Here is a 24,925-nt window from a genome sequence, read left to right on the forward strand (position 1 = left end):
CACAAGGTTCCACTGCGCCCCGGCCATGCCGGGGCTCTTGCCGTCAGGCTACGCTTCCCCTTTTTCAGCAACAGGATGAGCCCATGATCATTTCTGCCTCTACCGACTATCGCGCCGCCGCTCAGCGCAAGCTGCCGCCCTTCCTGTTCCACTACGTCGATGGTGGTGCCTATGCCGAGCACACCCTGCGCCGCAACGTCGCCGACCTGTCGGACATCGAGCTGCGGCAGCGGGTGCTGAAGAACATGTCCGAGCTGGACCTGTCCACCGAGCTGTTCGGCGAGAAGATGTCGATGCCGGTCGGCCTGGCGCCGGTCGGCCTCACCGGCATGTTCGCCCGCCGCGGCGAAGTGCAGGCGGCCAAGGCGGCGGCGGCCAAGGGCCTGCCCTTCACCCTGTCCACCGTGTCGGTGTGCCCGATCGAGGAAGTGGCGCCGGCGATCGACCGGCCCATGTGGTTCCAGCTTTACGTGCTGAAGGACCGCGGCTTCATGAAGAACGCCCTGGAGCGGGCCAAGGCCGCCGGCTGCTCGACCCTGGTGTTCACCGTGGACATGCCCGTGCCCGGCGCCCGCTACCGCGACGCCCATTCCGGCATGAGCGGCCCGAACGCAGCCATGCGTCGCGTGCTGCAGGCCATGACCCACCCGCAGTGGGCCTGGGACGTCGGTCTGCTGGGCAAGCCGCATGACCTGGGCAACATCTCCGCCTACCGTGGCAACCCCACGGGTCTGGCCGACTACATCGGCTGGCTGGGCGCCAACTTCGACCCGTCGATCTCCTGGAAGGACCTGGAGTGGATCCGCGACTTCTGGGACGGCCCGATGGTCATCAAGGGCATCCTCGACCCGGAAGACGCCCGCGACGCCGTCAGCTTCGGTGCCGACGGCATCATCGTCTCCAACCACGGCGGTCGTCAGCTCGACGGCGTGCTGTCCAGCGCCCGTGCCCTGCCGGCCATCGCCGACGCGGTCAAGGGTGACCTGAAGATTCTCGCCGATTCCGGCATCCGCACCGGCCTGGACGTGGTGCGCATGCTCGCCCTCGGCGCCGATACCGTGCTGCTCGGTCGCGCCTTCATCTACGCCCTGGCTGCCGCCGGTGGCGCCGGCGTGAGCAACCTGCTCGACCTGATCGAGAAGGAGATGCGCGTGGCCATGGTGCTGACGGGCGCCAAGTCCATCGCCGAGATCTCCTCGGACCTGCTGGTAAAGGAGCGCTGAGTCGATGACCGCTGCCGCCACCACCCCGAGCCGTGAAGACCTGCTGGCGCAGATGCGCCAGATCGTCGGTGCCAGCCATGTGCTGACCGACGAGCAAGGCACGCGGCGCTTCCGCAAGGGCCACCGTACCGGCGAGGGCAACGTCCTGGCGGTGGTGCGCCCGGGCTCCCTGCTGGAGCAATGGCGCATTCTCCAGGCGGCGGTCGCGGCTGATCGCATCGTCATCATGCAGGCCGCCAACACCGGCCTCACCGGCGGTTCCACCCCCGACGGCGACGACTACGACCGTGAGATCGTGCTGATCAGCACCCTGCGCGTCAGCGGCGTGCAACTGATCAACGATGGCCAGCAGGTGGTGTGCCTGCCCGGCGCCACCCTCGACCGCCTGGAACAGGCGCTGGCACCGCTGAATCGCGAACCGCACTCGGTGATCGGCTCCTCGTGCATCGGCGCCTCGGTGCTCGGCGGCATCTGCAACAACTCCGGCGGCGCCCTGGTACGCCGTGGCCCGGCCTACACCGAACTGGCGCTGTACGCGCAGGTGAAGGACGACGGCTCGCTGGAACTGGTCAATCACCTGGGGATCGAGCTGGGCGACAGCCCCGAGGAAATCCTCACCCGCCTGCAGCAGGGCGACTACAGCCCGCAACAGGTACGCAACGAGGCCACCGCCAAGGCCTCCGACGCACGCTATGGCGAGCACGTGCGCGATGTCGACGCCGACACCCCGGCGCGCTTCAATGCCGACCCGTCACGCCTGTTCGAGGCCTCCGGTTCGGCCGGCAAGCTGTGCCTGTTCGCGGTGCGCCTGGACACCTTCCCGAAGGAACCGAGCACGGTGTTCTACATCGGCAGCAACGACCCGCACGACCTGACCGAGGTGCGCCGCCACCTGCTGGCCAGGCTGCCTCGCCTGCCGATCGCGGGGGAATACATCCACCGCACCGCCTTCGACATCGGCGAGAAGTACGGCAAGGACACCTTTCTGGTGATCGACAAATTCGGCACCTCCAGGGTGCCGGCGGCCTTCGCCATGAAGAGCCGGGTCGACGGGTTCTTCGAGCGCTTCGGCCTGCGTGGCGTGACCGATAAAGTGATCCAGGCGCTGATGAACCTGCTGCCCAGCCACCTGCCCGCGCGCATGCGTGAGTACCGCGACCGCTTCGAGCATCACCTGCTGGTGCGGGTATCCAACGACACCCTGGAGCAGACCCGCGCCTTCCTCGCCGAGTTCTTCGCTGGCAGCGACAGCGGCGCCTACTTCGAATGCGACGCCGAGGAAGGCCGCAAGGCGTTCCTGCATCGCTTCGCCGTCGCCGGTGCCGCGATCCGCTACCGCGAGGCGCACCGCAGCAGCGTCGAGGACATCCTCGCCCTGGACATCGCCCTGCGCCGCAACGACCGCGACTGGGTCGAGACACTGCCGGACGAGATGGAGGAGCAGATCATCCACAAGCTCTACTACGGGCACTTCTTCTGCCACGTGTTTCACCAGGACTATATCGTCAAGAAGGGCAACGACCCGATCGCGATGGAACACCGCATGTGGGCACTGCTCGACGAGCGCCGCGCCGAATATCCGGCCGAGCACAACGTCGGCCACCTGTACGTGGCCAAGCCGGCGCTGGCGGGCTTCTATCGCGAACTCGACCCGACCAACAGCTTCAACCCCGGTATCGGCCATACCTCGAAGAAGAAGCACTGGGGCGACTGCTGCTGAGCCGTCAGGTGTAGGCGTGGATCACGCGTTATCGATCCACCCTGGCGGCGGATGTAAAAGGCGACATCCGCCCTGCGCCCTGCTGAAACGTTACGTAGGAGCGGCTTCAGCCGCGAACCGAGCACGAACTTCGCGGCTGAAGCCGCTCCTACGGATTAGCACACAGGCGGATACAGTCCGGGGCTGACCCTGTAGCCCGGATGCAATCCGGGGCAACCTGACAGGGGCAACCTGACTGCCATTTTGCGGATTTCATCCGGCTACAAAAAACAAAGGCCCGCCAATTGGCGGGCCTTGTCGTTTGCCGCTGCGACCGATCAGGCGAAGACGATCTCGTCGCCCTCCACCTTGGCCTTGACCTGCACACCCGGGGCGAAGTCGCCTGCCAGGATGCGCTGCGCCAGCGGGTTCTCGATCCAGCGCTGGATCGCACGCTTGAGCGGGCGCGCGCCATACACCGGGTCGTAACCGACGGCGATCAGCTTGTCGAGCGCCTCCGGCGTCAGCTCCAGGCTCAGCTCACGCTCGGCCAGGCGGCCACGCAGGCGCTGCAGCTGAATCTCGGCGATGCCGGCGATCTGCTCGCGGCCCAGCGGCTCGAATACCACCACCTCGTCGATCCGGTTGATGAACTCGGGGCGGAAGTGGCTGCCCACCGCGTCCATCACCGCCGCGCGCTGCGCTTCCCTGTCGCCGACCAGTTCCTGGATTTGCGCCGAGCCCAGGTTGGAGGTCATCACGATCACGGTGTTCTTGAAGTCCACGGTACGCCCGTGGCTGTCGGTCAGCCGGCCGTCCTCGAGCACCTGCAGCAGCACGTTGAACACATCCGGGTGCGCTTTCTCGACTTCGTCCATCAGCACCACCGAGTAGGGTTTGCGGCGTACCGCCTCGGTCAGGTAACCGCCCTCCTCGTAGCCGACGTAACCGGGCGGCGCACCGATCAGGCGCGCCACGCTGTGCTTCTCCATGAACTCGGACATGTCGATGCGCACCAGCGCCTCCTCGGTGTCGAAGAGGAACTCGGCCAGCGCCTTGCACAGCTCGGTCTTGCCCACCCCGGTCGGGCCGAGGAAGAGGAACGAGCCACTCGGTCGGTTCGGGTCCGCCAGCCCAGCGCGCGAACGGCGCACGGCGTTGGCCACGGCGACCACCGCTTCGTCCTGGCCGATCACCCGCTGGTGCAGCAGGCCTTCCATCTTCAGCAGCTTCTCGCGCTCACCCTCGAGCATCTTGCTCACCGGGATGCCGGTCCACTTGGAAACGACCTCGGCGATCTCCTCGTCGGTGACCTTGTTGCGCAGCAGCTGGTTCTCGCTCTTGCCGTGCTGGTCGACCATCTGCAGGCTGCGTTCCAGATCGGGGATCACGCCGTACTGCAGCTCGGCCATGCGGTTGAGGTCACCCTTGCGCCGTGCGGCCTCCAGCTCGGTCTTGGCCTGTTCGATCTTCTGCTGGATCTGCGCCGAACCCTGCACCTCGGCCTTCTCCGACTTCCAGATTTCGTCGAGGTCGGCGTACTCCTTCTCCAGCTTTGCGATGTCGTCTTCGAGCTTGATCAAGCGTTTCTTGGTCGCCTCGTCGTCTTCCTTCTTCAGCGCCTCGCGCTCGATCTTCAGCTGGATCAGGCGGCGATCCAGGCGATCCAGCTCCTCGGGCTTGGAGTCGATCTCCATGCGAATGCGGCTGGCGGCCTCGTCGATCAGGTCGATGGCCTTGTCCGGCAGCTGACGGTCGGTGATGTAGCGATGGCTGAGCTTGGCCGCGGCGATGATCGCGCCATCGGTGATGGTCACCCCGTGATGCACCTCATAACGCTCTTTCAGGCCACGGAGGATGGCGATGGTGTCCTCCTCACTCGGCTCGTCCACCAGCACCTTCTGGAAGCGGCGCTCCAGCGCGGCGTCCTTCTCGATGAACTGGCGGTATTCGTCCAGCGTGGTGGCGCCAACGCAATGCAGCTCGCCCCGCGCCAGCGCCGGCTTGAGCATGTTGCCAGCGTCCATCGCGCCTTCGGCCTTGCCGGCGCCAACCATGGTATGCAGTTCGTCGATGAACAGGATCACCCGGCCTTCCTGCTTGGCCAGCTCGTTGAGCACCGCCTTGAGGCGCTCCTCGAACTCGCCACGGAACTTGGCGCCGGCGATCAGCGAGCCCATGTCCAGCGACAGCAGGCGCTTGTCCTTCAGGCCATCGGGCACCTCACCGTTGATGATGCGCTGCGCCAGCCCCTCGGCGATGGCGGTCTTGCCGACACCGGGTTCACCGATCAGCACCGGGTTGTTCTTGGTACGCCGCTGCAGGACCTGGATGGTGCGGCGGATCTCGTCGTCACGCCCGATCACCGGGTCGAGCTTGCCGTCCTCGGCACGCTTGGTCAGGTCGACGGTGTACTTGTCCAGCGCCTGGCGCGACTCCTCGACATTGGGGTCGTTGACGGCCTGGCCGCCACGCAGGTTGGCGATGGCATTTTCCAGGGCCTTCTTCGATACGCCCTGGCCAAGCAGCAGCTTGCCGAGCCTGGTGTTCTCGTCCATGGCGGCGAGCAGCACCAGCTCGCTGGAAATGAATTGGTCGCCCTTCTGCTGGGCCAGGCGGTCGGCCTGGTTGAGCAGGCGTGCCAGGTCCTGCGACAGATTGATGTCGCCAGTGGGGTTCTGCAGCTTGCCGAGCTGGTCCAGCTCGCGGGTCAGGCCCTGGCGCAGGCTGTTGATGTCGAAGCCCACCTGCATCAGCAGGGGCTTGATCGAACCGCCCTGCTGCTCGAGCAGGGCCTGCATCAGGTGCAGCGGTTCGATGGCCGCGTGATCCATGCCCACGGCCAGGGATTGGGCGTCGGAGAGTGCAAGTTGCAGCTTGCTGGTCAAACGATCGATACGCATAAATGTCCTTCCTCCAGAAGAGCGGGCCGGGACAACATCCCCGAAAACCGATACCCGCCGAGATGAAGACTAGATAAGGACGATTACGCCGTATTCAAGATCAGGCGATTTGATCCAGGTCAAGCGCGGCTACAGCCAGGTGACCTGTTGCTCCAGCGGGAAGCGCAAGCGCGGGTTGTACACGCCCTTCTCGCCCTGGCGGCCAACGGCCAGGAGCATGATCGGTATGGCCTGGCGCGGAATCTCCAGCACGCGGCGCAGGCGCACTTCATCGAAGCCTTCCATCGGGCAGGTCGCGTAACCGTGGCTGTGGAAGGCCAGCATCAGGTTCTCGGCCGCCAGCGCAGTGGACTTCACCGCCCACAGGCGCATGTCCGCCCGGCTGTTGGGCGTTCGCATCAGGGCCTTGCGCAGCCCCAGCAGGCGTACCAGCTGGCGCTTGAACAGCCCGAGCAGTCCCAGCGGCCCCTGGTTGTACTGAAACGGCGCGGTCTTGCTGTAGAAGCTGCGGATGCGCGCCGGCACCTCGGCTTCCGGCCAGTAGTCGATAACGTTGCGGCACGCCTGACGCCAGGTGTCCGGACGGGCCAGCACGGCGATGATCAGTGGCGCACGTGCAGCGTTCTGGCCCATGCAGACCGGGTGCAGGCGGGCCAGCAGGCCCGGGTCGCGAATGACCTGGAAGCTCCAGGGCTGCAGGTTGCAGGAGTTCGGCGCCAGCACGGCCAGCTCCAGGCAGTCGCGGATCACCTCCTCCGCCACCGCTTCGGGCGTGAAGCGGCGCACGGCACGGCGCCCTTCGATCAGCGCACGCAACTCGGCCGGCGATGCCATGGCAGGCAATTGCTCGTTGGGAAAGCTGGTCATGGTTGCACTCCTCGGCAAGTCGTCCGATTAAGCAAGCGGACGACCGCATGAACAAGGGTGCATGAGGAAATGGCCGTGGTTTTGGCCGATTCGCCACGCCTGCCGGCTCGTTCGAGCAGGCAGGCCCACGGCTCAGAGGCCGAGCGCTTTCTCGACGGCCTGGATGAGCGCCGGGTCGTCCGGCGTGGTGCGTGGGGAGAAACGCGCCAGCACGCGACCGTCCTGGCCAACCAGGAACTTCTCGAAGTTCCAGGTGATGTCGCCCGGAAACTCGGCGCCCTCACCGGCGAGCAGGCGATACAACGGATGGCGCCCAGGGCCGTTGACCTCCAGCTTGCTGCCCAGCGGAAAGCTCACCCCGTAGTTGAGGCTGCAGAACTCACGGATTTCCTCCTCGCTGCCAGGTTCCTGGCCGGCGAACTGGTTGCAGGGCACACCGAGCACGGTGAAGCCATTGCCCTTGTACTGCTGGTAGAGCTTCTCCAGCCCGGCGTACTGAGGGGTCAGGCCGCACTTGGAGGCGACGTTGACCACCAGCACCACCTGGCCCTTGTAGGGCGCCAGCGGCAGTTCCTGGCCGTCCAGCGCGCGTAGATTGAGATCGTGAAAGGCACTCATGACGAACTTCCTCAGCGAATTCAGTGCAGCGGGCGCGTGGCCCTGAAACGGCTGGCCCGAAGACCAACGGGCATGCATGAAAAAGGCGCCCTGAGGCGCCTTTATCGCAAACTTCAGCTTAGCAGTGGTTCCGCCAAGGGGAACGACCGCAAGTCGCCCGACAGGCAACTCAGTGGTGGTGACCACCTTCGCCATGGATGTGACCGTGGGCCACTTCTTCGGCGCTGGCTTCACGCACGTCGACGACCTTGACCTTGAAGTTCAGGCGCTGGCCAGCCAGCGGGTGGTTGCCGTCGACGGTCACGTCGTCGCCGTCGATATCACGGATGGTGACGATCTGCATGCTGCCGTCCGGGCCGGACGCGTGGAACTGCATGCCCACTTCCAGGGTGTCGACGCCTTCGAACATGGCGCGGCTCAGGGTCGCGACCAGCTCGGCGCTGTACTCGCCGTAGGCTTCTTCCGGCTCGACGGAGACTTCGACTTCGTCGCCCGCCTGCTTGCCCACCAGGGCCTTCTCCAGGCCGACGATGATGTTGCCGGCGCCATGCAGGTACACCAGCGGCGCGCCGCCAGCGGAGCTGTCGATCACCTCGCCGGCATCGTTGGTCAGGGTATAGTCGATGGAGACGGCCTTGTTGGCGGCAATCAGCATGTGGAGACCTTTTGCGAAAGAGAAATGAACGGTCAAGTCTAACCAAGGCTGGCCGCGATTGCGACCCGACCCCGGACAAACGGGCCGCATGGATCGTTGATTTTCGTCAGGACGAACATGGCGATTGGCTGGCAGTCTTGTCTTGTGGTCATACTCAGCATGTACGCCACCGACCGCCCTGGCAGAATCGGCCCTGGGTACTCGATCCCGAACAGCGCCAGGCCAGGCTGGGCAGCCCATTCGCCTGTGGCTGGTGCGCCAGGGATCGGTCGCACGAACCCTCCAAGGAAGCTTAAATGTCGGCACGCAACATTCTGGTGATCAACTGCGGCAGTTCGTCGATCAAGTTCGCGCTGGTCAACGAGGCACAAGAAACCTTCATCCTCAGCGGCCTGGCCGAGCGCCTGGGCAGCCCCGAGGCGGTCCTGCACTGGCGCCTGGGTGAACACAAGGACAGCCTGGCGCTGCCAGGCGCGGACCATCGTCAGGCCCTGTCCCATCTGCTGCCGATCGTGCAGCAGGCCGCAGCCGGCGCCCTGCACGGCATTGGCCACCGCGTGGTGCACGGCGGTGAACACTTCTCCGGCGCCAGCCGCCTGGATGCCTCCAGCCTGCACAGCATCCGCCAGATCGCACCACTGGCGCCGCTGCACAACCCCGCCAATCTGCAGGGCATCGAAGCGGCGATGAAACTGTTCCCGGACCTGATCCAGGTGGCGGTCTTCGACACTGCCTTCCACCAGACCCTGCCCGAACACGCCTTCCGCTACGCCGTCCCGCAGGCGCTGTACGCCGAACATGGCGTGCGCCGCTACGGTTTCCACGGCACCAGCCACCGCTACGTCAGCCAGAAGGCCGCGCAGATGAGCGGCCTGGCGGTCGAGGCCAGCAGCTGGCTGGTAGCCCACCTGGGCAACGGCAGCTCCACCTGCGCCGTGGAGAACGGCCTCAGCCGTGACACCAGCATGGGGCTGACTCCGCTGGAAGGCCTGGTGATGGGCACACGCAGCGGTGACGTCGACCCCAACCTGCACAGCCACCTGGCGCGAACCCTGGGCTGGAGCCTGGAACAGATCGACGCCATGCTCAACCACGACAGCGGCCTGCTCGGCCTTTCCGGGCTGTCCAACGACATGCGCACGCTGGAGCTGGCGCGCGAGGAGGGCCACCCCGGCGCCACCCTGGCCATCGAGGTGTTCTGCTACCGCCTGGCCAAGTCACTGGCCGCCATGAGCTGCGCCCTGCAGCGTCTCGACGGCGTGGTCTTCACCGGCGGCATCGGCGAGAACTCGGCGCTGATCCGGCGCAAGACCCTCGACCATCTCGGCCTGCTCGGGCTGAAGCTCGACGAGCAGGCCAATGCCGGCTGCATACGCGGCATCGCCGGCGCGATTCATGCGCCAGGCCACCCGCGCGTGCTGGTGGTGCCCACCAATGAAGAGCGGCAGATCGCCCTCGACACCCTTGCCCTGCTCGACTGAGGCTTTTTCATGCACACATTCTTCATCGCCCCCACCGGTTTCGGTGTCGGTCTCACGTCCATCAGCCTCGGCCTGGTCGGTGCCCTGGAGCGCAGCGGCCTGAAGGTCGGCTTCTTCAAGCCCATCGCCCAGCCGCATGCCGGTGACCTCGGGCCGGAGCGCTCCACTGAACTGATCGCCCGCACCCATGGCCTGAACTCGCCCAAGCCGCTGCCACTCAGCCATGTCGAGCGCATGCTCGGCGACGGCCAGCTGGACGAGCTGCTGGAAGAGATCATCAGCCTCTATCAGCAGGCAGCCGCCGGCAAGGACGTGGTCATCGTCGAAGGCATGGTGCCGACACGCCACGCCAGCTACGCCGCGCGCGTCAACTTCCACCTGGCCAAGAGCCTGGACGCCGACGTGATTCTGGTCAGCGCCCCGGAGGACGAGAGCCTCACCGAACTGTCCGACCGCGTCGAGATCCAGGCCCAGCTGTTCGGTGGGCCGAAAGACCCGAAGGTACTCGGGGTGATCCTCAACAAGGTACGCAGCGAGGACGGCATCGATGCCTTCGCCGAGCGCCTGGAAGACCTGTCGCCGCTGCTCAAGAGCGGCGACTTCCGCCTGCTCGGCTGCATCCCCTGGCAGGACGAACTGAACGCGCCGCGCACCAAGGACGTCGCCGAACTGCTCGGCGCCCGCATCCTCAATGCCGGTGACTACGAGCAGCGGCGCATGATGAAGATCGTGCTCTGCGCCCGCGCCGTGGCCAACAGCGTGCAGCTGCTCAAGCCCGGCACCCTGGTGGTGACGCCCGGCGACCGTGACGACATCATCCTCTCGGCCTGCCTGGCCGCGATGAACGGCGTGCCGCTGGCCGGCCTGCTGCTGTGCAGCGATTTCGCCCCCGACCCGCGCATCATGGAGCTGTGCCAGGGAGCCCTGGCCAGCGGCCTGCCGGTGATGACGGTAAGCACCGGTTCCTATGACACCGCCACCCATCTCAACCGCCTGAACAAGGAAATCCCGCTGGATGACCGCGAGCGCTCGGAGAAGGTCTCCGACTTCGTCGCCGGGCACATCGACCATGACTGGCTGCGCACCCGCTGCGGCACGCCGCGCGAACTGCGCATGTCGCCACCGGCATTCCGCTATCAGCTGGTGCAGCGGGCCAAGGCCGCTGCCAAGCGGATCGTCCTGCCCGAGGGCAGCGAACCGCGTACCGTACAGGCTGCCGCCATCTGCCAGGCGCGTGGCATCGCCCGCTGCGTGTTGCTGGCCAAGCCGGAAGACGTGCAGGCCGTGGCGCGTGCGCAGGGCATCGAACTGCCGGACGGCCTGGAAATCCTCGACCCGGACCTGATTCGCGGTCGCTATGTCGAGCCGATGGTCGAACTGCGCAAGGGCAAGGGCCTGAATGCGCCGATGGCCGAGGCACAACTGGAAGACACCGTGGTGCTGGGCACCATGATGCTGGCGCTGGATGAGGTCGACGGCCTGGTGTCCGGCGCCATCCACACCACCGCCAACACCATTCGCCCGGCCCTGCAGCTGATCAAGACCGCTCCCGGCTACAACCTGGTGTCCTCGGTGTTCTTCATGCTGCTGCCGGACCAGGTGCTGGTCTATGGCGACTGCGCGGTGAACCCCGACCCGAACGCCGAGCAACTGGCCGAGATCGCCCTGCAGAGCGCCGCCTCCGCGCAGGCCTTCGGCATCGCGCCGAGAGTGGCGATGCTCAGCTACTCCACCGGCGACTCCGGCAGTGGCGAGGAAGTGGAAAAGGTCCGCGCAGCGACCCGCCTGGCTCGCGAGAAACGCCCGGAACTGCCACTCGACGGCCCGCTGCAGTACGATGCCGCCGCCATCGACAGCGTCGGCCGGCAGAAGGCGCCGAACAGCCCGGTCGCCGGGCGTGCCACGGTGTTCGTGTTCCCCGACCTGAACACCGGCAACACCACCTACAAGGCCGTGCAGCGCAGCGCCGACTGCATCAGCGTCGGCCCCATGCTGCAGGGCCTGCGCAAGCCGGTGAACGACCTGTCGCGCGGTGCGCTGGTCGATGACATCGTCTATACCATCGCGCTGACGGCGATTCAGGCGGCGGACCTGCCGAGCTGACCCCGGGAATGCGCCATGTCCCGCAACGAACCGGGCGCACCGACGGCCGGCGTGCATGGCGCAAGCCCGAGGCTGGCGAAACCCCCTGGTCATGGCTGGCACTTGCAGGTCAGTGCACAGCCGTTAACCTTGGCGCCGAACCAGCTCGCCGCACGCAATGCCGCAGCTCTTTCAACCGCAACGGGGCTCAGCGAAAGCCCCATTCTCAGGCTGCCCGCCGGGCGTGCAGCCTGCCTACGGAGGCGTTCGCCCGATGCTGCACTTTCTCCCTGCGCCACTGCGCGGCCTGATCGCCGGGCTGCTGCTGGCACTCAACACGCTGTTCTGGTGCTGGCCGCTGTTCATCGTCGCCCTGCTGAAACTGCTGCTGCCGGTCGCCCCCATCCAGCGCGCGCTGCGCTTCGTCATGCACGGCATCGCGGAAAGCTGGATCGGCGTCAACAAGTTCTGGATGCGCCTGGTCGGCACCATCGAATGGAACGTCCAGGGCCTGGAGCGCTTCGATACCCGGCACTCCTACCTGGTGACCAGCAACCACCAGAGCTGGGTCGACATCCTCGTGCTGCAGTACCTGCTCAACCGGCGCATGCCGCTGCTGAAGTTCTTCCTCAAGCAGGAGCTGATCTGGGTCCCGGTGATCGGCCTGTGCTGGTGGGCGCTGGAGTTTCCGTTCATGAAGCGCTTCAGCAAGGAGTACCTGGCCAAGTACCCGGAGAAACGCGGCCAGGACCTGGCCACCACTCGCAAGGCATGCGCCCGCTACAAGACCAACCCGGTGGCGGTGTTCAACTTCCTCGAAGGCACCCGCCTGACCCCGGCCAAGCACGCCCAGCAGCAATCGCCGTTCAGGCATCTGCTCAAGCCCAAGGCTGGCGGCATCGCCTTCGTGCTGGATGCCATGGGCGAGCAACTGCACGCCATCGTCAACGTCACCATTCACTACCCGCACGGCGTGCCGGGCTTCTGGGACCTGCTCTGCGGTCGCCTGGACGCCGTCCAGGTGCGTTTCCGGCAGGTCGACATCCCGCGTGAATTCATCGGCCGCAACTACGACCAGGACGAGGACTACCGCCGGACCTTCCAGCAGTGGGTCAACCGTCTGTGGGAAGAGAAGGACGCGGAGCTCGCCAGCCTGCACCAGCAGGCCTGAGCGACGCTGCCGGGATCAGTCCTCGCGCGGCAGCGGCAACGTACTCCAGTCCAGCTGGGCCGGCACCCGCAAGGCAGTGCCGGCCGGCACCCCCGGCGCCACCAGAAAGCCCTGCATGAAGTTGCAGTGATGCTGCACCAGCCACTCGCGCTGGGCCTGGGTCTCGACCCCTTCGGCAATCACCTCCAGGCCCAGATGGCGGCCGAGATCGATGATGGTGCTGACCACTGCGGCATCGCGCGGTGAATCGAGCATGTTGGCGATGAACAGGCGGTCGATCTTCAGCGTATCCAGTTCGAAGTGGCGCAGATAGGCCAGCGACGAGTAGCCGGTGCCGAAATCGTCGATGGCGATCTTCACCCCCAGTTCCCGCAGGTGACGCAGCTGCGCCTGGGTCAGCTCCAGATCCTGCATCAGGGCGCTCTCGGTCACCTCGACCTCCAGCTGGCTGGGCTTGAGGCCATGGGAGTCGAGGACACGCTGCAGGTCGGTGACCAGCTGCGGCATGCCGAACTGCACCGGGCTGACATTCAGGCTCAGCACCATGTCCTCGCCGAACTGGCGCTTGAAGATCGCCAGCTGCCTGGCCCCTTCCCGGAAGATCCACTCGCCCAGGCGATTGATCAGCCGCGTTTCCTCCAGCAAGGGGATGAACACGTTGGGCGCCACCGTTCCGGCAACCCGATGCTGCCAGCGCAGCAAGGCCTCGAAGCCGCGCAGGCGTCCGCTCGCCAGTTCGAACTGCGGCTGGTAGACCAGCACGAAATCGTCGTTCTCGATGGCATGGCGCAGGCTTTCCTCGAGCATCAGCCGAGAACGCGCGCGGCCGTTCATCTCCGGCGAGAAGAAGCGGTACTGCTGGCGCCCGGCACGCTTGGCCTCGTACATCGCCATGTCGGCGGAACGCAGCAGGCCCTCGACGTTCTGCCCGCATTCGGGGAAACAGGCGATGCCGACGCTGGCGCCCAGGGTGACATCGACACCGTCGAGGGTGTGGCGCACCGACACCAGCTCGATCAGCTTCTCCGCCACCCGGGCGGCGTCTTCCGGGTGGCCGAGGTTGTCCAGCAACGCGGTGAACTCGTCGCCACCGATACGCGCCAGGCTGTCGTAAGGCCGCAGGCAGGCCTTGAGCTGCTCGCCGACCCGGCGCAGCAACTGGTCGCCGACATCATGGCCGAGCGAATCGTTGATGCGCTTGAAGCCGTCCAGATCCAGATAGAGCACCGCAAGCCGCTGGCCACTGCGCTCGATGCGCGCCAGCGACGACTCCAGGGCCTGGTGAAAACCGCGCCGATTGAGCAGGCCGGTCAGGGAGTCGGTCACCGCCTGCGATTCCAGCTGTGCGTGAAGATTGCGCACCACCGACATGTCCAGGGCAATGACCACCATGGCCCGTTGCAGCCTGGGCAGCGGCGAACAGGACAGCGCCACCGGCAGGCAACCGCCATCGAGCGTGCGCATCATCGCCTCGTGCACGCGGTAGGTCGCCTCGCGCTTGAAGTGCAGATAGAACTCGGACTGCTGCCAGCCGCCCTCGCAGGCAGGATTCTTGAGAAACGACAGCAGGTCGACGCCCTCCAGATCCCCCACCTCGCCGCCGAGCATCTGCGCCATGGCCGGGTTGGCGAACTGGATGCGCCCGTCCTCCCCGACCACCAGGATGCCTTCGGCGGCATTGGCCAGGACCGACGCATTGAAGGCGCGAGCACGGTCGAGCTGCAGCGACAGCTGTTGCAGCTCCATACGGTTGCTTTCGTGCTCCAGCAGGCTCTGGATCTTGTGCCGCAACACGCTGGGATCGAAGGGTTTGAGGACGAAGTCCACGGCACCGGTGCTGTACCCGCGCAGCACCGCTTCATGGGTCTGGGCGATGGCCGAGACGAAGATGATCGGCGTCAGCCGGGTGCGCGGATTGCCGCGCATCAGGCGGGCGACCTCGAAGCCGTCCATGCCCGGCATCTGCACATCCAGCAGGACCAGGCCGACGTCGTCCTCGAGCAGGTAGCGCAGGGCCTCCTCGCCCGACTTGGCACAGCGCAGCTGCCACTCGCCATCCTCGAGCAGCGCCTGCATGGCCTCGAGGTTCTCTATACGGTCGTCCACCACCAGCAGCGTCTGTTTGGCGGGTATGGCAGCGGTCTTGCTCTGCGCCTGGGCCATCACTACTCCTCTATCCTTCGCCCTTGCATCAGTTGCTCCTGAGATCAGGGTAGATCATTGCCGGTCGATGGCACGGCAGATATGCCCAGCCAGTGCTCCAGCATGGCCAGCAGCTCATCGCGCTTGACCGGCTTGGCCATGTAGTCGTCGGCGCCCGCGGTGATGCACTTCTCGCGATCGCCCTTCATGGCGTGCGCGGTGAGGGCGATGATCGGGATCACGCAGCCATGCTCCTGCTTGAGCAGGCGTGTCGCGGTGTAGCCATCCATGTTGGGCATCGCCATGTCCATCAGGATCAGGTCAAAGGGCTCACGCTGGTAGCTGGCGATGGCCTCGACCCCATCGGTGGCCGAGCTGACCTGCAACCCGGCCTCGTCGAGCAGCGCGGTCAGCGCGTAGACGTTACGCACGTCGTCATCGACCAGCAGAATGCGTCGCCCCTGCAGGCTGCCGGCCTGGGGATCGGCCTGCTGCGGCGCCCGCACGTCGCCCAGGAAGCCCTGCACCGCCTGGCACAGCGCCTGGGTATCGTCGCCATGCTTGCGTACCACCACGGCACTGTAGCGGCGCAGTCGCTGCAGGGTCTGCTGGGTCACGTCCACCCCGGTATTGATGACGATGCGCGTCCCCTGCAGCGAGCGCATCTGGTTGAGGCTGTCGAGCAGGGCGAAGCCGTCCTGGTCGGGCAGGTCCAGGTCGATCACCAGCGCGCAGAACTGCCCCTGCGCATACGCCAGGCGCGCCTGCTCGCCGTCGGCGCACGCACAGACCTTGAACCCCAGCGCGGTCAGTTGCTCGCGGTAGTGCTCGCGCTCCACATCCACGTCCTCGACCAGCAGCAGCGCCGCCTCCTGCGCCGCACCATGCTGCAGTTCGATGAAGACCTGTTCCAGCTCGTCGGTGCCGATCGGCTTGACCAGGTAGCGCGTGCCGTCGTCGTTCCAGCCCGCCGGCTGCGGTACGCAGGAGATAATGTGTACAGGTGTATGACGATGCGTCGGCTGGGCACGCAGTCGCCGGAACAGCTGCCAGCCACTGAGATCCGGCAGGAGGATGTCGAGGATCACCGCATTGAACGACTCCTGCTGCAGCACCCCCAGCGCCTGCAGGCCGGTGCGGCAGTGGACGCTGGAGAAGCCGTGGGCATGGGCTTCCTCGGCGATCACTGCGGCGAAATTGGCGTCATCCTCGACGATCAGCAACGGCGGCCCCTCGCCGGCGCGTTGCGGCCCTTCGACAGGCGCCTCGACATTCATCGGCGCGACCTGCACCGGCAACCTGACGGTGAAGGTGGAACCTTGCCCCGGCGCGCTCTGCAGGCTGATGTCGCCATCCAGCGCCAGGACCAGCTGGCGGGTGATCGCCAGCCCCAGGCCGGTACCGCCGAAACGGCGGCTGGTGGAACCGTCGATCTGCTGGAAGGCCTGGAAGATCTGCTCGTGCTGCGCCGGATCGATGCCGATCCCGCTGTCCCGCACGCTGAAGCACAGCAGCTCGCGCTCGTCGTCCTGGCGTCCCTCGCTGCTGACGGTCAGGGTGACCTCGCCGTGATCGGTGAACTTCAACGCGTTGGACAGCAGGTTGCGCAGGATCTGGTGCAGGCGCACGCGGTCGGTATGGATCACGCGCGGCACACCGGCGTCGAGCTGCGTATGCAGACGCAGCCCCTTGAGTTCGGCCATCGGCCGCAGGCTGGCATCCAGTTCCACCAGCACGTCCTGCATGTTGATCGGCTCGAGCTTGAGCTGCATGCGCCCGGATTCGACCTTGGCCAGGTCGAGCACATCGTTGATCAGCTGCAACAGGTCGCTGCCGGCACGGTGCACGATGTCGGCATGCTTGCTCTGTTTCTCCGTCAGGTTGCCCGCCAGGTTCTGCCGCAACTGGTCGCTGAGGATCAGAATGCTGTTGAGCGGCGTGCGCAGCTCATGCGACATGTTGGCGAGGAACTCGGACTTGTAGCGGTTGGCCAGCAGCAGTTGCTCGGCCTGCTCGCGCAGTTTCTGTTCGGCGGCCTTGCGCTCGCTGATGTCGATGATCACCGCCTGCACCAGGCTCTCGTCGCCACTGCGAATGGGCGAAAGGCCCACCTCCAGGGGGATCATCCGCCCCTCGCGATGCAGGCCGAACAGCTCGCGATTACCGCCCATGCGCCGTTGTTCGGGCATGGCCTGGTAGCCACGGCGCATAGCCACATGGCTGCCGCGCTGTGCCGCCGGCAACAGCATCTCGACCGGCTCACCCAGCAGCATCTGCCGCTCGTAGCCGAACAGCAGCTCGGTCTGGCGGTTGACCATGGCGATACGACCGAGCCCGTCGACCAGCAGGATGGCGTTGGGCGATGCCTCCACCACCAGGCGGAAGCGCTCCTCCGCCACCTTGCGCGCACGCAGATCGACCAGGTTGATCAGGTAGCTGCTGCCCTCGTGCAACGGGTTCAGGCTGATGCTGACCGGAATCGACTCGCCACGCAGGGTACGCACCGTGCGTTCGTCGCTCTCGGCCAGCTGTTGCTGCAGGTCCTTGGGCGATTCGATATTGGCCAGCATGCGCAGCACCGATTCGCCGGGCAGCGCGTTCAGCGGGCAGTCGAACAGCTCCGCGGCGCTGCGGTTGGCCATCTCGATCCGCCCCTCGGCGTCGCAGAGCAGCGTGGCGACCGGCAGGCGCTCGACCAGCAGGCGGAAGCGTTCCTCGCGCTCCTGCAGGGCCTGCCCCGCCATCTCGCTGATGTTCAGCTTGCGTTCACGCTGATAGAGGAAGCCGCCGAACAGCAGCGACAGCATCAGAGCGGCGACCAGACCCGCCCAGAGCCCCAGTGTGCCGGTTCGATCGATCAGGCTGCGCTCGTACTCCGGCGTGCCGAATACCTCCAGCTGCCAGGTACGGCCATACAACGACAGCTCCTGCTGATAGCTGAACAGCGGCGACCAGTCGTTGACGCCGACCTCCTGGCTGAGCAGCTGCAGATCGGTGGCCCCGGGGTCCTTGAGCTGGATGTCGAACAGCCGCGTCTGCCGTCCGAGAATCCCCTCGATGAGGTCGTGGCTGCGAAATGCACCGTGGACGAGCCCCAGCAAGGCGGCCCGGCGCTGTTCGGCGGAGTTGACCGGCACGCCCGGACGATACACGGGCAGATAGAGCAGCACGCCGGACTGGACGTTGACATCCACCTCCTGACGCAGCACCAGCGGCCCGCTCAGGCTCGCCTCACCCGTATCGACACTGCGCTCGACCGCCGTGCGGCGAACCGTCTCGCTGAGCATGTCGTAGCCGAGCACGCGCCTGTTGCGCCAATCCAGCGGGCTGACGTAGTCGATCGGCAGATAGTGCTCGCGATCGCCACTCGGGAATATCTGGTAATCGAAGCGGCCGTCGCCCTTCACCTCCGCGGCGAAGTCAGCCAGTTGCTCGGGCGTCAGGTAGCGTGACCAGGCGACAGCCTGGATACCGGGATAGCGGTCCTGCAGTTGCAGCTGGTCCACGGCTCGCTCCCACTCCGCGAGCGTGACCTGGTCACTGCCGATCATCAGGCCTGCGATACCCCGCAGCACCATCTCGTAGGCCTGCATGCGCGCCAGCACACGCTGGCCGATGTCCTGGGCCTCCTGCTGGAAGCCCCTCTGGCTCTCCTCCCGCGCACGCTCCTGCAGGGTGTTCCACTGCCAGAAGATCAGGCCACTCAGCCCCAGCATGAGGCCAAGCGCCACCAACAACGGTGTCCAGGGCCATGGCGGCCGCTTGACAGCTCTGTCGTCCATTCACACTCCTTCGGTCATCCAGAACCAACACCGACAGCCGAGCTGTCCGTGGGTTTTACAGAACCATAAAAAGCATTCTAGTCAGGTTTTGAATGACTGGCCTTTTGCCAGGGGAGATACGACAGGCGGTCAGAAAACGCGAAGATGGCGCCAGCCCGGCGGCGAACGCTCTGCAGCCGCGGCCACAAAAAAGCCCCCGGAACGGGGGCTTTCGTCAGCCTGGCGGCGCCTCAGAGCGGGCGCAGGTTGATCTCGACACGGCGGTTCTGCGCACGCCCCGCCTCGCTGGCGTTGCTCGCGATCGGCTGGCTCGGGCCGGCGCCGTAAGCGGAGATGCGCTGGCCCGGCACGCCGTTGGCCGTCAGGTAGTTGGCCACGCTCTGCGCGCGACGCTGCGACAGGCTCTGGTTCAGTTCCTGGGAACCGGTGCTGTCGGTGTGGCCAACGATGTTCACCCCGTTCTTGTCGAACTCCTTGAACACCAGCACCAGCGAGTTGAGCGTCGGGTAGAAGCCGCTGGAGATGTCGGCGGAATTGCTGGCGAAGGTGATGTTGCCCGGCATGATCAGCTTCAGGTCGTCGCCGTTGCGCTGGACCTGCACGCCGGTGCCCTGCAGGGTCTGGCGCAGCTTGGCTTCCTGGGTGTCGACGTAGTAGCCGTAGCCACCGCCGGCCGCGCCACCGACGGCTGCGCCGATCAGCGCGCCCTTGGCACGATCCTTCTTGCTCGAGGTCGCCGCACCGATCACCGCGCCGGTCACCGCGCCGACACCGCCATAGATACCGGCTTTACCAGCCTGCTGCTCACCGGTGTAGGGATTGGTGGTGCAGCCAGCCAACATGGCCATGAGCGCAGTGGCTGCGATCAGATTACGCCTAGTTTTCATAAGGTTTCCTTTGAGATTTCTTCTGGTATCGGGCAGACATGCCGCAGTCTTCGAGCGCCTCGAGGGCCGCGAAGTTCAACCCTAGCTTAGCAGCCGGCGCATGCCAGAACTGCGACACAGGGCCAATCCGGCCAGTCGTTGCGCAGGAGTCACTGCACGCCCGGCAGCGGCCGCAGGGTCACTTCGACACGCCGGTTCTGCGCCCGGCCCTCGGCCGTGGCATTGCTTGCCAGCGGTTGGTCCGGCCCCATGCCCCGGGTGCTCAGGCGACCCGGATCGACGCCCTGCGCCAGCAGGTAGTCCGCGACGCTCTGCGCCCGGCGCTGCGACAGGTCCATGTTGTAGGCGTGCGAACCCGTGCTGTCGGTGTGGCCGACGATCTCGATACTGTTCTGGTTGTACTGGCGAAACGAGTTGGCCAGGTTGTTCAGCGGCTGATAGAAACTGCTGGATATCTGTGCCGAGTCGGTAGCGAAGGTGATGTTGCCGGGCATGACCAGCTGGATCACATCGCCCTGGCGCTGCACCTCCACACCAGTGCCCTGCATGCTGCGGCGCAGCTCTTCTTCCTGCTTGTCGGCGTAGTAGCCGTAGCCCGCCGCAGCGGCACCGGCGACGGCAGCGCCGATCAGCGCACCCTTGCCGCGGTTGTCGTGGTTGATCAAGGCGCCGGCAGCGGCGCCCGCAAGCGCCCCGATACCGCCATAGGTGGCGGCCCGGTTGGAGCTGGGGGCGCTCTGGTCATAGGGATTCTGCGAAGCGCAGCCGCCCAGCAGCAGCGCGGAGGAACACAGGGCAATCAGTGTCGAGCGGAACATGAAGGCATCTCCATGAACGGGGGATGATGGCCTTTTGATCGGCATTCGCTCGATTAGTGCCCCGTCAGGCGCGAATAAAGGGGTTCTCGCGCATCTCGTCGCCCAGTCGTGTGTCGGGACCGTGGCCGGTCACCACCGTGGCCTCTTCATCCAGGCGGTACAGCCGCTGTTTGATCGAGCGCTCGATGGTGGCGTAGTCACCGCCCCACAGGTCGGTACGCCCGATGCCCCGGCGGAACAGCGTGTCCCCTGCGATCAGCAACTTGGCCCCCTCGAACCAGAAGCTCATCGAGCCGGGCGTGTGCCCGGGTGTATGCAGGGCCACGCCACAGCCGCAGGCCAGCTCCTCGTCGTCATCCAGCCACTGGTCCGGCGCCGGCACCGGCGTGTAGGGCACGCCGAACATGCTGCACTGCATCTCCAGATTGTCCCAGAGGAACTGATCCTCCTTGTGCAGGTGCAGCGTCGCTCCGGTCTTCTCCTTCATCTGCCCGGATGCGAGGAAGTGATCGAGGTGGGCATGGGTGTGGATGATGCTCACGACCTTGAGCCCGTGGGCGTCCAGGCGCGCCATGATCAGATCGGGGTTGCCACCCGGATCGACCACGATGGCCTTCTTCGTCAGCGGGTCACCGATGATGGTGCAGTTGCACTGCAGCGGGCCGACGGGGAAGGTTTCGCGGATCAGGGCTGGGCGTTCGGCGGTGCTCATCAGGGGGCCTCGTTGCGGTAGTCGACGGGCAGTTTACCGGTCCACTTGCGGAATGCACGACGGAAGTTGGACGGGTCACTGAAGCCCAGCAGCTGCGCGATTTCATACAGCGGCAGGTGCGTGGTGGTCAGATACTGCAGCGCCAGGCGCCTGCGCACGTCATCCAGCACCTGCTGATAGCTGGTGCCCATCTGCGCCAGGTGCCGGCGCAGGCTGCGGCCGCTGGTGTGCAGGGCGCTTGCCGCGCTGTCCAGATCGGGAAAGTCGCCAGGGCGAGCGAGCAACAACCGGCGCACGCGCGTGAGCAGGCCATCCTGCACATCGAGGCTGGCCAGCAGCGCCTCGCACTGCTGCTCGCACATCTGCACCGTGGCCGGGTTGGCCAGAGCCATCGGGCGCTGCAGGTAGTGCCGTGGCAGACGCAGCCAGTGGCAGGGCTGCTCGAACTGCGCAGCGACGCCGAACACCTCGGCATAACGCCCGGCATAGTCCGGTGCGGCATGGGCGAAGCCGACCGCAAGGCCCTGCAGCGCTTCGCCCAGGAGAAAACGCGCGATGGTGTGGATGCTGGTCAGCAGCCCCTCGGCGGCAAAACGCGACTGCGGCCCCATGGGGAACGACTCGACCGCACGCAGCTCCATGGCATCGCCCTGCTCCACCAGCTCGAGGTCGAAGGCCAGGCCCAGCACGCGGTAATACTTCAAGGCGAACTGCAGCGCCTTGCCCAGATCCGCGCTGGACAGCACGGCATAGCCGAGGATGCCATGGGTGGAAACGTTGAGCCGCTGCCCCAGCACCAGGCCGAGCGCCGGCTCACCACAACACTCCAGTGCGGCCTGGGTGAGCAGGTGGAAATCGAGGAAGGACAGGCGGCCATTGGGGCTGCCCAGCACTTCGGGACGGACCCGTGCGGCGGCGAACAGCTCGCCGCGTGCCTGGCCCAGTTCTTCGGCCAGCGCCAGCAATGCCTCGGCGTAGGCCACGGGCACCAGTTCGGCTGTGAGGTTGAGGGCGTGCTTCATTGAGGGGTTGTTCCGGCGACTGGCCGTAAATGACCGTCCTGAACGCAGACCTTAACCCAGCACATCGCTGTTCGCGGTCGCACTGCCCCCCTAACTTTCTGCTGGAAAAACGCACTGGCCAGATATGACTGCCACCTTGGCTGTTACGAACCTGTGACAAGCCGCGCATGGCGCTCATAGTGGACGCCAGTCAAACAGCGCAATGGAGCCCTCATGGCCAGCACCACACCGGAAGGATTGCAGATTCGCCCCAGACACATGGACTTCGATCTGCCCAACCCGCTGCCGCGCCACTGGAACGGCGGCGACGCCTTCAAGACCCACCTGTTCGATGCCATGTCGGTGTTGTTTCCCGACGGCGAACGCTTCTTCATCGATTCGGTGCGCCACTTCCGCGACCGCATCGACGACCCGGTGCTCAAGGAGCAGATTCGCGGCTTCATCGGCCAGGAAGGCCATCACAGCCGCGAGCACCTCGAGTACAGCCAGCGCCTGCGTGACCTGGGTTACAACGTCGAGCGCATCGAGAAGCGTGCCCGCGCGCGCATCCGCTACACGCAGAAGAAGTTCTCGCCGCAGCGGCAACTGGCGGCGACCGCCGCACTGGAACACATCACCGCGATCATGGCCGACGGCCTGCTGAGAAACGACGCGCAGATGGCCGACGCGCATCCGACCCTGGCCCGTCTCTGGCGCTGGCATGCGTTGGAGGAGACCGAGCACAAGGCAGTCGCCTTCGACGTCTACAACCAGGTGTGTGGCAGTCGCAAGCTGCTGCGCCGGGCAATGCTCATGGGCACCTTCTTCTTCGTGCTCGATACCACCCGTGGCCTGGCGCACATGCTCAAGGTCGACGGTCTGCTGTGGAACTGGCGCGTATGGCGCGACGGCATCCGCTGGATGTGGGGCAAGGAAGGTGTTTTCCGCCCGTTGATCGGCACCTATCTGGACTTCTTCAAGGACGGTTTCCACCCCTGGGAGCATGACAATCTCGACCTGCTGCACGCCACCCGCGAAGAGTTCGACGGCAGCCCGCAGGTCCAGGCCAGCGCCGCCTGAGGCGCTGCCCCAGCCAAGTGATGCATGAAAAAGCCCGGCTCTGGCCGGGCTTTTTCATGTCCAGTGCGCGTTCAGCCCTTGAGGAACCTCATCGCATCGGCGGCGCTCTGCTCGGGGATTTCCTCCATGGGGATATGCCCGACGCCGGCATAGACCTTGACCTCGATCCCCGGCAGATCACGCTGCCACAGCGGCACGTGACGGGGCGAAATCCAGCGGTCGCGTTCGCCCCACATCAGCAAGGTAGGTGCCTGGATCTGCGCGACCCGCTCGGGCGTCGCGTGCAGCTCCTCCTTGTTGACCTTCAGCAGCACACGGAAGATATCCATCATGCCGCGGCGATTGCCCGGCCTGCGTGACAGGTCGTAGTAGCGATCGACCACACCGGGCTTGATACGCCCCGGCTCGCCATAGACCTCCTTGATGCCCTGGGCGATCAGCGCGCGCGGCATCCACATCGGCATGGCCAGGGTGGCGCCAGGCAACGCCGCGGCGGCAATCATCCAGGGCACCTTGCGCATGGGGTAGCCGGCCGGATCGATGAGCACCAGCTTGCCCACACGCTGCGGCTGGGCCAGGGCGAAGTTCCAGGCGATGTAGCCGCCCAGGGAGTTGCCGGCGATATCGGCCTTCTCCACCTGCAGGTAATCGAGCAACAGACCGAGCACGTGGATCATGCGCTCGGCCGAGTAGCGGCCATCACGCGCGGGGCCGGTCAGGCCGAAGCCCGGCACGTCGAAGCGGATGATGCGGTAGTCGGGCGCAAATGCCTGCACCCAAGCATCCCAGGTATGCAGCGAGGCGACCACGCCATGGATCATCACCAGCGCCGGTTTGCCACGACTGCCCTCGTCCCGGTAATGGATGTTGAAGCCGTCGAGTTCGATGTAGCGTGAGCCCTGCTGCGCATTGCCGTAACGCTCCTTGAGGCGCTCCAGGGGCAAGGCGCCGAAGCCCAGGCGGGCGAAACCGGCAGCGAGCGGCGGTTGCAGGGACAGGCTGTTGGCGGTCATGCACGGTACCTCGATCTTGTTGTAGGTAACGTGCATCAGAGCATGAGTCGCGCTGCGTTAGTGCCCAACCTTGGGACTGTTCCCGCTCAGCATGGGCACAGCGACGCGATCAGCAAGTCCCCCAGGACGGTCTTGGCCTGTTCGATCTCCACGCGGCTGGCGTTGCGCCCGAGCAGGTCGAGGGAGGCCGCCTCGAGCACCCAGATCAGCGCCTGGTAAACCAGCGGATCGCGCGGTGCGAGTTCGGGCTCCAGACGCTCGACCAGCAGTCGCAGCATCTCCTGGTGCGCTCGCTGGCGATGGACCGCCAGCGGTGACTGCGCACGCAAGGCTTCCTCCTGCATCAGGCGAATGATCGGCCCGACCGCCAGGTGATAGTCGAAGAAGCGCCCGACCATCGCCCGCAACCACTCCTGCGGGCTCCCGGCGACCTGCTGCATCTCGCGAAAACGCGCGAGCAACAGCTGCACCGAAGTCTGGTAGATACCTTCGAGCACCTGTGCCTTGTTGGCGAAGTACTTGTAGAAGGTTCGACGCGACACCTGCGCAGCGTCCAGCAGGTCGTTGACCGTCGCCTGCTCCACCCCCTTGCGGGCGAACACGCCGATGGCCGCCAGCTGGATGTTGGTACGTTGCAGATGGCCGACCAGCGGCCCCTCGCCGCCTTCGCCCTGTTGCGAGGCTAGCGCGCCGTAACCGCCCAGGTCCTCGAATACCGCCCGTATCGCACCATGCTCGGCCAACTCGTCCATGCCCCGTCCCAACCAAGGCGCGGGTGACGTGACCGCGCC

General features: G+C 65.8%; 19 protein-coding genes. 7 read left to right on the plus strand and 12 right to left on the minus strand.

Features of this window, described 5'->3' with window-relative positions; all coding sequences use genetic code 11:
- Positions 1–83 precede the first annotated feature (83 nt).
- Both lldD and dld read left to right on the plus strand, forming a co-directional pair.
- Positions 84–1,223 carry an FMN-dependent L-lactate dehydrogenase LldD gene (gene lldD, locus JLK41_RS20145; RefSeq protein ID WP_037050879.1) on the plus strand — a complete coding sequence of 380 codons (1,140 nt, stop codon included), beginning with the start codon at positions 84–86 and terminating at the stop codon, positions 1,221–1,223.
- Between the two features lie 4 nt (positions 1,224–1,227).
- Positions 1,228–2,943: a D-lactate dehydrogenase gene (gene dld, locus JLK41_RS20150; RefSeq protein WP_175252665.1), complete on the plus strand. Its 1,716-nt coding sequence runs from the start codon at positions 1,228–1,230 to the stop codon at positions 2,941–2,943.
- A 317-nt stretch (positions 2,944–3,260) separates the two neighbouring features.
- Here the strand turns inward: dld and clpB are convergent, their stop codons facing one another.
- From clpB to JLK41_RS20170, 4 genes are all read right to left on the minus strand, one after another.
- Positions 3,261–5,825: an ATP-dependent chaperone ClpB gene (gene clpB, locus JLK41_RS20155; protein WP_037050888.1), complete on the minus strand. Its 2,565-nt coding sequence runs from the start codon at positions 5,823–5,825 to the stop codon at positions 3,261–3,263.
- Positions 5,826–5,954: 129 nt separating this feature from the next.
- Positions 5,955–6,692, minus strand: a complete 738-nt coding sequence (locus tag JLK41_RS20160) for a nitroreductase family protein (protein WP_175252664.1) — start codon at positions 6,690–6,692, stop codon at positions 5,955–5,957.
- A gap of 132 nt (positions 6,693–6,824) precedes the next feature.
- Entirely contained in the window at positions 6,825–7,310 is a 486-nt protein-coding gene (locus tag JLK41_RS20165; RefSeq protein ID WP_037050890.1) for a glutathione peroxidase, read from the minus strand.
- A 169-nt stretch (positions 7,311–7,479) separates the two neighbouring features.
- The gene (locus tag JLK41_RS20170) at positions 7,480–7,965 is read right to left on the minus strand and encodes an FKBP-type peptidyl-prolyl cis-trans isomerase (RefSeq protein WP_037050891.1); all 486 of its coding nucleotides are present in this window, start codon (positions 7,963–7,965) and stop codon (positions 7,480–7,482) included.
- A gap of 11 nt (positions 7,966–7,976) precedes the next feature.
- Between JLK41_RS20170 and JLK41_RS20175 the strand changes: the two genes are divergently transcribed.
- From JLK41_RS20175 to JLK41_RS20190, 4 genes are all read left to right on the plus strand, one after another.
- Positions 7,977–8,261, plus strand: a complete 285-nt coding sequence (locus JLK41_RS20175; RefSeq protein WP_081876458.1) for a DUF3565 domain-containing protein — start codon at positions 7,977–7,979, stop codon at positions 8,259–8,261.
- Positions 8,262–9,446: an acetate kinase gene (locus JLK41_RS20180; protein WP_210389675.1), complete on the plus strand. Its 1,185-nt coding sequence runs from the start codon at positions 8,262–8,264 to the stop codon at positions 9,444–9,446.
- Positions 9,447–9,455: 9 nt separating this feature from the next.
- On the plus strand, positions 9,456–11,549 hold the full coding sequence (gene pta / locus JLK41_RS20185) for a phosphate acetyltransferase (RefSeq protein ID WP_210389676.1): 2,094 nt from the start codon (positions 9,456–9,458) through the stop codon (positions 11,547–11,549).
- Positions 11,550–11,802: 253 nt separating this feature from the next.
- Positions 11,803–12,699, plus strand: a complete 897-nt coding sequence (locus JLK41_RS20190; protein ID WP_210389677.1) for an acyltransferase — start codon at positions 11,803–11,805, stop codon at positions 12,697–12,699.
- Positions 12,700–12,714: 15 nt separating this feature from the next.
- On the opposite strand, the gene JLK41_RS20195 is transcribed toward JLK41_RS20190, so the two are convergent.
- The 6 genes from JLK41_RS20195 to JLK41_RS20220 form a co-directional block, all read right to left on the minus strand.
- A complete protein-coding gene (locus JLK41_RS20195) occupies positions 12,715–14,862 on the minus strand; it encodes a putative bifunctional diguanylate cyclase/phosphodiesterase (RefSeq protein WP_210389678.1) in 2,148 nt (715 codons plus the stop codon).
- Positions 14,863–14,906: 44 nt separating this feature from the next.
- Positions 14,907–18,623, minus strand: a complete 3,717-nt coding sequence (locus JLK41_RS20200) for a response regulator (RefSeq protein WP_210389679.1) — start codon at positions 18,621–18,623, stop codon at positions 14,907–14,909.
- Positions 18,624–18,853: 230 nt separating this feature from the next.
- Positions 18,854–19,510, minus strand: a complete 657-nt coding sequence (locus tag JLK41_RS20205) for a YiaD family glycine zipper/OmpA-like lipoprotein (RefSeq protein ID WP_037050901.1) — start codon at positions 19,508–19,510, stop codon at positions 18,854–18,856.
- A 149-nt stretch (positions 19,511–19,659) separates the two neighbouring features.
- Positions 19,660–20,328, minus strand: a complete 669-nt coding sequence (locus JLK41_RS20210) for a YiaD family glycine zipper/OmpA-like lipoprotein (RefSeq protein WP_037050903.1) — start codon at positions 20,326–20,328, stop codon at positions 19,660–19,662.
- A 64-nt stretch (positions 20,329–20,392) separates the two neighbouring features.
- Complete coding sequence (locus JLK41_RS20215) at positions 20,393–21,040, minus strand: MBL fold metallo-hydrolase (RefSeq protein ID WP_210389680.1); 648 nt, start codon at positions 21,038–21,040, stop codon at positions 20,393–20,395.
- Complete coding sequence (locus JLK41_RS20220) at positions 21,040–22,062, minus strand: AraC family transcriptional regulator (RefSeq protein WP_210389681.1); 1,023 nt, start codon at positions 22,060–22,062, stop codon at positions 21,040–21,042. Before JLK41_RS20220 ends, JLK41_RS20215 begins: the two co-directional genes overlap by 1 nt.
- 213 nt (positions 22,063–22,275) lie before the next feature.
- On the opposite strand from JLK41_RS20220, the gene JLK41_RS20225 reads away from it, so the two are divergent.
- Positions 22,276–23,121 carry a metal-dependent hydrolase gene (locus JLK41_RS20225; RefSeq protein WP_037050909.1) on the plus strand — a complete coding sequence of 282 codons (846 nt, stop codon included), beginning with the start codon at positions 22,276–22,278 and terminating at the stop codon, positions 23,119–23,121.
- 71 nt (positions 23,122–23,192) lie between these two features.
- On the opposite strand, the gene JLK41_RS20230 is transcribed toward JLK41_RS20225, so the two are convergent.
- Positions 23,193–24,134, minus strand: a complete 942-nt coding sequence (locus JLK41_RS20230) for an alpha/beta fold hydrolase (RefSeq protein WP_047592289.1) — start codon at positions 24,132–24,134, stop codon at positions 23,193–23,195.
- Positions 24,135–24,220: 86 nt separating this feature from the next.
- Positions 24,221–24,886, minus strand: a complete 666-nt coding sequence (locus JLK41_RS20235; RefSeq protein ID WP_210389682.1) for a TetR/AcrR family transcriptional regulator — start codon at positions 24,884–24,886, stop codon at positions 24,221–24,223.
- Positions 24,887–24,925 lie beyond the last annotated feature (39 nt).

The sequence above is a fragment of the Ectopseudomonas khazarica genome (assembly GCF_017915135.1).
Lineage (GTDB): Bacteria > Pseudomonadota > Gammaproteobacteria > Pseudomonadales > Pseudomonadaceae > Aquipseudomonas > Aquipseudomonas khazarica.